Genomic DNA, 8,872 nt, shown 5'->3' on the forward strand with positions numbered 1-8,872 from the left:
GCGCGCTGGCTGCCATCAGGGCTGACGGTTTCAATCACCGCATCCAGCACTCGCATCGCCACCGCCATATCGCTGGGATGGGTGGCAATACAGGCTTCGCTGACACCCACTACCGCATGCTGGCGGCTGAATCCTTCGCGTGCGGCACAGCCCGTCCCCGGCTGACGCTTGTTACAGGGTTGATTAACATCGTAAAAATAGGGACAGCGCGTGCGCTGCAGCAAGTTGCCAGCGGTGGTGGCCTGATTGCGCAGCTGGCCTGAAGCACCCGCCACCAGCGCGCGCGTCAGCACGGCATAGTCGCGCCGGATGCGCGCGTCTGCCGCCAGATCGGTGTTGCGCACCAGCGCACCAATACGTAAGCCGCCCCCGGCGGTGGGTTCAATGCTGTCCAGCGCCAGTCCGTTAACATCAATCAGATGCGACGGGGTTTCAATTTCCAGCTTCATCAAATCGAGCAAATTGGTACCGCCGGCGATAAAGCGTGCGCCCGGATGCTGCATCGCGCTGCTGGCGGCCTGTACAGGCGTCGCAGCCCGTTCAAAGGTAAAGGCTCTCATGCTTTCTGGCCTCCGGCGTACTCTTCAATGGCGGCAAGAATGTTGGCATAGGCGCCGCAGCGGCAGATGTTGCCGCTCATGCGCTCACGAATCTCTTCATCGCTCAGCGCTGGCGCGGCGGTCAGATCGCCCGTGACATGGCTGGGAATGCCCGCCGCAATTTCCTGCAGTACCGCCAGCGAGGAACAAATTTGCCCCGGCGTGCAGTAGCCGCACTGATAGCCGTCGTGGCGGATAAAGGCGGACTGTAGCGGGTGCAGATCATCAGGCGTGCCGACGCCTTCAATGGTGGTCACTTCGGCATCCTGCTGCATCACCGCGAGAGTGAGGCAGGCGTTGATGCGCCGGCCATTGACCAGCACGGTACAGGCACCGCATTGACCGTGATCGCAGCCTTTTTTGGTGCCGGTCAGGTGTAAATGTTCGCGCAGCGCGTCCAGCAGCGTGGTGCGGGTATCCACGTTAAGCTGCTGAGGTTCGCCGTTCACCTGCAGCGTGACCGGCACCGTGACGGGGGCCGGCGCGGCGGAACCGGCACCGGCTGTCAGCCGGGCTCGCTCTGTCTCTTCCTGCTGCGGTGAATACCGCTGGGTCTTCTCATCGCGTGGGTTGCTCATGCCTTTGCCTCCGGACAAGTGGCGAAATGAAATCTCAATGACACCGATTTTTATAAGGTTTTGGAAAACTTTAAGCATAGACGTCAATACGCAGACGACCATGCGGCAGGGCGAAACCGATCCCAGCAACGGACAAGTCTGAAGCCTGTCGGACTGTTCACGGTGACAAATACCCGCATTCATGATTAATATGCATGCTTTGCTAAACCGTTTTAGCGATTAAGTGAGACTGAATTATGATGAAACGTATCTGGTGTCTGGGTGATGCCGTAGTGGATTTGCTGCCTGATGACGCAGGCCGTTTGTTGCAGTGTCCCGGTGGCGCGCCCGCCAACGTGGCAGTGGGTATCGCCCGGCTGGCGGGTAACAGCGGATTTATCGGACGGGTGGGCGACGATCCTTTTGGCCAGTTTTTGTGTCAGACCCTGGCGCAGGAAAAGGTGGATGTTTCCCATATGCGCAAAGATGTGCAGCAGCGCACCTCCACGGTGGTCGTGGCCCTGGATGAGCAGGGCGAGCGTACCTTCACTTTCATGGTGCGCCCCAGCGCCGACTTGTTTCTCACGCCAGACGATTTGCCGCGGTTTCAGTGTGGCGAGTGGCTGCACTGCTGTTCGATTGCGTTACTCGCCGAGCCGTCGCGCACGGCGGCGTTAACCGCCATGCAGCGCGTGCGTGAGGCGGGCGGTTTTGTCAGCTTCGATCCGAATATCCGTCTTGATTTGTGGTCCGATGCGGCGGAGTTGCTGCAATGCCTCAGTGCGGCCCTGCAACGGGCGGATGTGGTGAAGCTCTCCGTGGAAGAACTGGCCTTTATGACGGACACCGCCGACATTGACAGCGGCATCGCGCAACTGGCGCAGCGCTTCTCCGTTAAATTGTTGTTAGTCACACAGGGCAGCGCTGGCGTGCGTGCTTATTTTGATGGCCGGCAAACTCACTATCCCGCGCGTGCGGTGATCAGCGTGGATACCACCGGTGCCGGCGATGCCTTCGTGGCGGGACTGCTGTGGGAACTGGCGCAGCGGGGTCTGCCGGCGGATGAAGCGCAGCTGGCGGCCTGCCTGCGCACGGCGCAGGCGTGCGGGGCGCTGGCTACCACCGCCAAAGGCGCAATGACCGCGTTACCCAACCATCAACAGCTACAGCAGCACAGTATCTGACCCCGCCGTTTTCCCTGTTTTGCGATGTATCTCACATCCACTAAATCGGTTTAGCAAAATCCATTGCGCTTTAAAAAATGGCACCGCTATGATGCGGTGCTTAAATCGGTTTAGCAAAAAATACATCTGATGATAGCCTTGCCTCAGGGATGCAAAACAGTGAAAAAAAGCATAATCGCTATAACCCTTAGTACCGTGTTAGGCTCAGGCTCAGCCTGGGCGGCAGACGACATGAGCAGTATTGAAGCGCGCCTGGCGGCGATGGAAAAAAGACTGGCCGCGGCTGAACAGCGTGCCAGCTTAGCGGAGCAGCGCGCGCAGGCGGCGGAACAGCAGGTGCAAAAGCTGGCTGCGGTGCAGCAGCAGAACCCGACGCCGGTTGCCGTGGCACAGACCGAACCGCGCGCCGCTCAGCCTGTTGCGCCCGCCGCCAGCAGCGAGTCAGAGGGCTTTGAGTTTCATGGCTACGCACGCTCTGGCCTGTTGATGAACAGTTCCGCTGCGAAAACTCAGGGCGGGCCCACCCTCACGCCGGCCGGTGAGACCGGCGGTCACGTCGGGCGGCTCGGCAATGAGCCGGATACCTACGTTGAACTTAACCTCGAACATAAACAAACGCTGGCCAACGGTGCCACCACGCGCTTCAAGGCGATGCTGGCCGACGGACAGCGCACCTACAACGACTGGACTGCCGCCAGCAGCGATCTCAACCTGCGTCAGGCGTTTGTCGAACTGGGGCAGCTACCGACCTTCACCGGTGCGTTCAAAGACTCCACGGTGTGGGCCGGTAAGCGTTTCGACCGGGATAACTTCGACATCCACTGGATCGATTCCGATGTGGTGTTCCTCGCCGGAACCGGGGCCGGTATTTACGACATGAAGTGGGGCGATGACGCCCGCAGCAACCTGTCGATTTATGGCCGCACCTTCGGTGACATCGAAAATAACGAAAACACCGCGCAAAACTACATTCTGTCGCTGAATAACTTCGTCGGCCCGCTGCAGCTGATGGTGAGCGGCATGCGCGCCAAAGATAACGATCAGCGCACCGATATCGACGGTCGTCGCGTGAAAAGTGATGCTGCTAATGACGGTGTGCACGCCCTGGTCGGATTGCACAACGACAGCTTCTACGGCCTGGGTGAAGGTTCAGCGAAAACCGCGCTGCTGTACGGTCATGGCCTCGGCGCAGAAGTGAAGAGCATCGGTTCCGACGGCGCGCTGTTGCCGCAGGCGAATACCTGGCGGCTCGCCAGCTACGGGATGACGCCGCTGGGCGCGGGCTGGCACATCGCGCCGGCGCTGCTGGCGCAGAGCAGCAAAGACCGCTACGTCAAAGGCGACAGCTATGAGTGGGCCACCGTGAACCTGCGCCTGATTCAGGAATTTACGCAGAACTTTGAGATGCAGTATGAAGGCTCATATCAGTACATGGATCTGCGGCCTGAAGGCTATAACAATCGTCAGGCCGTCAGCGGCAACTTCTACAAGCTCACCGTCGCCCCCACGCTCAAAGCCAGCGATGTGGGCGAATTCCTCAAGCGTCCGGAAATCCGCCTGTTCGCCAGCTGGATGGACTGGGATCATCGTCTGGATAACTACGCCAGCGATGACGCCTTTGGCAGCACCGGCTTTAAGTCCGGTGGCGAGTGGAACTTTGGCGTGCAAATGGAAACCTGGTTCTGATGAAACGGCCCGCGTGCGGGCCGCTTAGCGCATGATGGCATAACAACCAAAAATAGAGGTTACTATGGATTTTGTTACTCTTTCCCGGTCGCTGCTGCCGCTGCTGGGAGGCCGGGAAAATATCGCCAGTGCGGCGCACTGCGCCACACGTTTGCGCCTGGTGCTGATGGATGACGCCAAAGCCGACACCGCCGCGATTGGCAAGCTGGAGGGCGTGAAGGGCTGTTTTCGCAATGCCGGACAGCTGCAGGTGATTTTTGGCACTGGCGTGGTGAATAAAGTGTATGCCGCGTTTATCCGCGAAGCTGGCATCAGTGAAACCAGTAAATCTGAAGCCGCGGACATCGCCGCGCGCAAGCTCAATCCGTTCCAGCGTATTGCGCGTCTGCTGTCGAACATTTTTGTACCGATCATCCCGGCGATTGTGGCCTCTGGCCTGCTAATGGGACTGCTCGGCATGGTTAAAACCTACGGCTGGGTTAACCCCGACAACGCGCTGTATATCATGCTGGATATGTGCAGCTCGGCGGCCTTTATTATCCTGCCGATCCTGATTGGCTTTACCGCGGCACGTGAGTTTGGCGGTAACCCGTTCCTCGGTGCCACGCTCGGCGGCATCCTGACGCATCCGGCGCTCACCAACGCCTGGGGCGTGGCGGCCGGCTTCCATACCATGAACTTTTTCGGTATCGAAGTGGCGATGATCGGCTACCAGGGCACGGTGTTTCCGGTGCTGCTGGCGGTGTGGTTTATGAGCGTGCTGGAGAAGCAGCTGCGCCGGGTGATTCCGGACGCGCTGGATCTGATCCTGACGCCGTTCCTGACGGTGATCATTGCCGGCTTCGTTGCGCTGCTGGTGATTGGTCCGGCAGGGCGGATGCTGGGCGACGGTATTTCATTCGTCCTCAGCACGCTGATTGCCCATGCCGGCTGGCTGGCCGGACTGGTGTTTGGCGGGCTTTACTCGGTTATCGTGATCACTGGCGTGCACCACAGCTTCCATGCGATTGAAGCCGGGCTGCTGGGCAATCCGGCGATTGGCGTCAACTTCCTGCTGCCGATTTGGGCGATGGCTAACGTGGCGCAGGGCGGTGCCTGTCTGGCGGTGTGGTTCAAAACCAAAGATGTGAAAATCAAAGCCATCTCGCTGCCGTCCGGCTTTTCAGCGCTGCTGGGTATTACCGAGGCGGCGATTTTCGGTATCAACCTGCGCTTTATGAAACCCTTTATCGCCGGCCTGATTGGCGGCGCGCTGGGCGGTGCCTGGGTAGTGTCGGTGCATGTGTATATGACGGCTGTCGGTCTCACCGGGCTGCCGGGCATGGCGATTGTGCAGGCCAGTTCGTTGCTTAACTATGCCATTGGCATGGTGATTGCGTTCAGCAGCGCATTTATGATCTCTTATCTGCTCAAATACAAAACGGACGCGGAATAATGGCGGCTTCTACATTGTTACCCGATATTTTACAGGCGGTGATGCGCGGTCAGCCGCGCGCGCTGAGCGACCCGCATTATCCGGGCTGGCATCTGGCACCCGTCACCGGATTGCTTAACGATCCGAACGGCTTTATCCACTTCGCCGGGCGTTACCATCTGTTCTATCAGTGGAATGCGCTGGGCTGTCAGCATCAGCATAAATGCTGGGGCCACTGGAGTTCCGCCGATTTGCTGCACTGGCAGCATGAACCCATAGCGCTAATGCCGGATGAAGAGTATGACCGCAGCGGCTGCTATTCGGGCAGCGCCGTTGATGACAATGGCGCGCTGACGTTGATCTATACCGGCAACGTGAAGTTTGCCGATGGCGCGCGTACCGCCTGGCAGTGTCTGGCGGTGCAGAATGCGCAGGGCGGCTTTGACAAACTCGGGCCGGTGATCGCGCTGCCCGACGGCTATACCGGACACGTGCGCGACCCGAAAGTGTGGCGGCATGGCGAACACTGGTTCATGGTGCTGGGCGCGCAGGATTTGCAAAAGCAGGGCAAAGTATTGCTGCTGCGCTCGGCGGACCTGCGTGAGTGGCACAATCTGGGCGAGATTGCCGGCAGCGGCCTGAACGGGCTGGCGGCAGCCAGTTACATGTGGGAATGCCCGGACATGTTTACCCTCGGCGATACCACCTTCCTGATTTGCTGTCCGCAGGGGCTTGCGCAGGAACAGCATCGTTTTCTCAATGCACATCCCAGCGCGTGGCTGTCCGGCGATCTTGATTACGTTAACGCCCGCTTTAGCCATGGCGAATTGCATGAGCTTGACGCCGGTTTCGAGTTTTACGCGCCGCAAACCACGCTAACCGCCGACGGACGCCGGCTGCTGGTGGGCTGGATGGGTGTGCCGGACGGCGAGGAGATGCTGCAGCCCACGGTGGCCAATGGCTGGATCCATCAGATGACCTGCGTGCGCGAACTGGGCACGCGTGATGGCCGGCTGTTCCAGCGTCCGGTCACTGAACTGCAGGCGCTGCGCAGCGCTGAACAGCACTATCAGGGGCCAGCAGGCGATGCGCCGGTCATTGATGCGCAGCGGCTGGAATTACTGCTGAGCGGGCAGGGCGACATCACCCTGAATTTCGCCGACCAGCTACGGCTGGAGTGGCGGGCCGACGGGCTGCGGCTCGCACGGCGCAGTCTGGCAAACGGCGAGTGGCAGTTCCGTTACTGGCGCGGCGCGGTGAGTCAGCTCCAGTTACTGTGCGATCACTCCAGCGTTGAGATTTTCATTAATGAAGGGGAAGGGGTGATGAGCAGCCGCTACTTCCCGGCGCATCCGGCGCAATTAACCCTGACCGGACACGCAGAAGTGACGGCGCGCTACTGGTCGTTGCGGCCGTGCATGGTAGAATAAGTCATTGTTTCCTTAACCGATGCACTGACGTGAGAAAAACCAAACGCGTTACCATAGCGGATATCGCCGCGCTGGCGGGGGTGTCCAAAGCCACCGCCAGCCTGGTGCTGAATGGCCGTGGCAAAGAGTTACGTGTGGCGAAAGAGACGCGTGAACGGGTACTGACGCTGGCGCGCGAACATCACTATCAGGCCAGTATTCACGCGCGCTCGCTGCGCGATAATCGCAGCCATACGCTGGGTTTAGTGGTGCCGGAGATCACCAACCATGGTTTTGCCGTGTTCTCGCACGCGCTGGAAAATCTGTGTCGCGAGGCGGGCTTACAGCTGCTGATCTCCTGCACTGACGAGAACGCCGGGCAGGAGCGGGTGGTGGTGGATAATCTGGTGGCGCGTCAGGTGGATGGGCTGATTGTGGCGTCCAGCATGTTAAGCGACAGTGACTACGTCAAACTGAGCGATCAGCTGCCGATCGTGCTGTTTGACCGCTACGTTAATGACACGCAGCTGCCGCTGGTGATGACCGATTCGGTCACGCCGACTGCCGAGTTGGTGGAACGGCTGGCGCGCGCCAATCCGGATGAGATTTATTTCCTTGGCGGTCAGCCGCGTCTGTCACCCACCAAAGATCGTCTGGCCGGTTTCATGCAGGGTCTCGAACGGGCAGGTGTGACGCCACGGCCGGAGTGGATCATTCACGGCAACTATCACCCAAGCAGCGGTTATGAAATGTTTGCCGCACTGTGCGCTCGGCTGGGGCGTCCGCCCAAAGCGATTTTTACCGCCGCCTGCGGTCTGCTGGAAGGGGTGTTGCGCTACATGAGCCAGCATCACCTGCTGCACAGCGACATCCGCGTGGCCAGCTTTGACGACCACTATCTGTATGACTCACTGACTCTGCCGATCGATACCGTCGAGCAGGATGTGCCGCGCCTGGCGCAGGAGTGTTTTACGCTGCTCACTACCATGATTAACGGCGATGACCCCATCAGCCAGCATACCGTGCTGCCGGCAACGCTGCGGCTGCGCTTTGGCAGGTAGCGCAGCCGCATTGCGGTTGATGAATTAATCGGTTTCTGGCTCACACACCTGCCATCTGACTGAGCTGACGCCTTTTTCCAGGCTGATGCGGCTGACCAGATTTTCCAGCTGATCGGTCAGGCTGGGTTTACCCAGCACTTCCGCATTTACCGCCATGCGGTGTGACGGTTCCAGATCCTCACTGTGCAGGGATTGCAGCCGCAGACCGCTGCCGCCAAGGCTGTGCAGCATCAGGCTGCGCACCTGTACCTCATCGGCCGCCAGACAGATGATCTGCACTTTGTAATACTGGCTGGCGTCCTCCGCAGTAATGATGCTTTGCCGGTTGATGCCCTGTGCCAGTTCGCGCAGCAGGATGTTGGCGCACAGAATTACTACGCAACCGATGCCTGCTTCCAGCAGCAAGCCCATGCTGCATAACACGCCAATCGCCGCGGTGCACCACAGCGTGGCGGCGGTGTTAAGGCCGCGCACATTCAGGCCATCGCGCATGATGACGCCACCGCCGAGGAAGCCAATGCCGGAAACCACATAGGCCGCCACGCGCGAGGCATCTGCGGCAATTCCCGGTACGCTTTGCGTCATCAGCACAAACAAACAGGCACCGGTGCTGACCAGCGCATTGGTGCGCAGCCCGGTCAGGCGCTGGCGCAGCTGGCGCTCGCTGCCAATTAGCGCGCCCAGAATCAGCGCGACCGTGACGCGCAATAAAAAGATTTTCCAGTCCATATCAGACCTCACTCCATCACCGCCGGGCAATGGATATGCAGAGTTATAAGAATGGATTACAGCGGGGCCAGACAGAACGCAGGAAAAAGGGGGAGGAAAATCCACCGTCTTAACGCAGGGCTAAGACAGCGATGAGGCTATCTCAGCATCGGCACCGATTGTAATCGTGTGGGACAGGTGTCCAATTGTGTATCCTCATCAGTAAAAATTTCGCCGGCATTGTAGACGCTTTG

General features: G+C 59.4%; 8 protein-coding genes. 5 read left to right on the forward strand and 3 right to left on the reverse strand.

The features are described 5' to 3' along the window. Window positions 1-560, reverse strand: a 560-nt coding sequence (locus FT726_RS24930) for an FAD binding domain-containing protein (protein ID WP_346303640.1), incomplete at its 3' end; no start/stop codon positions are given. Then, entirely contained in the window at window positions 557-1,177 is a 621-nt protein-coding gene (gene paoA, locus FT726_RS24935) for an aldehyde dehydrogenase iron-sulfur subunit PaoA (RefSeq protein WP_021509446.1), read from the reverse strand. The genes FT726_RS24930 and paoA, both read right to left, overlap by 4 nt. 236 nt (window positions 1,178-1,413) lie before the next feature. Between paoA and FT726_RS24940 the strand changes: the two genes are divergently transcribed. The 5 genes from FT726_RS24940 (at window position 1,414) to FT726_RS24960 (ending at window position 7,910) form a co-directional block, all read left to right on the forward strand. Then, window positions 1,414-2,340 carry an aminoimidazole riboside kinase gene (locus tag FT726_RS24940; protein ID WP_288425126.1) on the forward strand — a complete coding sequence of 309 codons (927 nt, stop codon included), beginning with the start codon at window positions 1,414-1,416 and terminating at the stop codon, window positions 2,338-2,340. A gap of 129 nt (window positions 2,341-2,469) precedes the next feature. Further along, entirely contained in the window at window positions 2,470-4,026 is a 1,557-nt protein-coding gene (locus tag FT726_RS24945; RefSeq protein ID WP_407075092.1) for a carbohydrate porin, read from the forward strand. A gap of 64 nt (window positions 4,027-4,090) precedes the next feature. Then, the gene (locus FT726_RS24950) at window positions 4,091-5,461 is read left to right on the forward strand and encodes a sucrose-specific PTS transporter subunit IIBC (RefSeq protein WP_282995703.1); all 1,371 of its coding nucleotides are present in this window, start codon (window positions 4,091-4,093) and stop codon (window positions 5,459-5,461) included. After that, window positions 5,461-6,870 carry a sucrose-6-phosphate hydrolase gene (locus FT726_RS24955; RefSeq protein WP_150059030.1) on the forward strand — a complete coding sequence of 470 codons (1,410 nt, stop codon included), beginning with the start codon at window positions 5,461-5,463 and terminating at the stop codon, window positions 6,868-6,870. Before FT726_RS24950 ends, FT726_RS24955 begins: the two co-directional genes overlap by 1 nt. A gap of 29 nt (window positions 6,871-6,899) precedes the next feature. Further along, a complete protein-coding gene (locus tag FT726_RS24960; protein ID WP_058758751.1) occupies window positions 6,900-7,910 on the forward strand; it encodes a substrate-binding domain-containing protein in 1,011 nt (336 codons plus the stop codon). A 24-nt stretch (window positions 7,911-7,934) separates the two neighbouring features. On the opposite strand, the gene FT726_RS24965 is transcribed toward FT726_RS24960, so the two are convergent. Further along, entirely contained in the window at window positions 7,935-8,639 is a 705-nt protein-coding gene (locus FT726_RS24965) for an MgtC/SapB family protein (RefSeq protein WP_021509440.1), read from the reverse strand. Window positions 8,640-8,872: the final 233 nt, after the last annotated feature.

The organism is Pantoea sp. Morm (assembly GCF_016643525.1).
GTDB lineage: Bacteria > Pseudomonadota > Gammaproteobacteria > Enterobacterales > Enterobacteriaceae > Pantoea > Pantoea dispersa.

Excerpts from the sequence above, each read along its gene's own strand:
- FT726_RS24940 (WP_288425126.1), top strand. The coding sequence starts at position 1,414 with ATGATGAAACGTATCTGGTGTCTGGGTGATGCCGTAGTGGATTTGCTG.
- FT726_RS24945 (WP_407075092.1), top strand. The coding sequence starts at position 2,470 with ATGATAGCCTTGCCTCAGGGATGCAAAACAGTGAAAAAAAGCATAATC.
- FT726_RS24955 (WP_150059030.1), top strand. The coding sequence starts at position 5,461 with ATGGCGGCTTCTACATTGTTACCCGATATTTTACAGGCGGTGATGCGC.
- FT726_RS24950 (WP_282995703.1), top strand. The coding sequence starts at position 4,091 with ATGGATTTTGTTACTCTTTCCCGGTCGCTGCTGCCGCTGCTGGGAGGC.
- FT726_RS24965 (WP_021509440.1), bottom strand. The coding sequence starts at position 8,639 with ATGGACTGGAAAATCTTTTTATTGCGCGTCACGGTCGCGCTGATTCTG.
- paoA (WP_021509446.1), bottom strand. The coding sequence starts at position 1,177 with ATGAGCAACCCACGCGATGAGAAGACCCAGCGGTATTCACCGCAGCAG.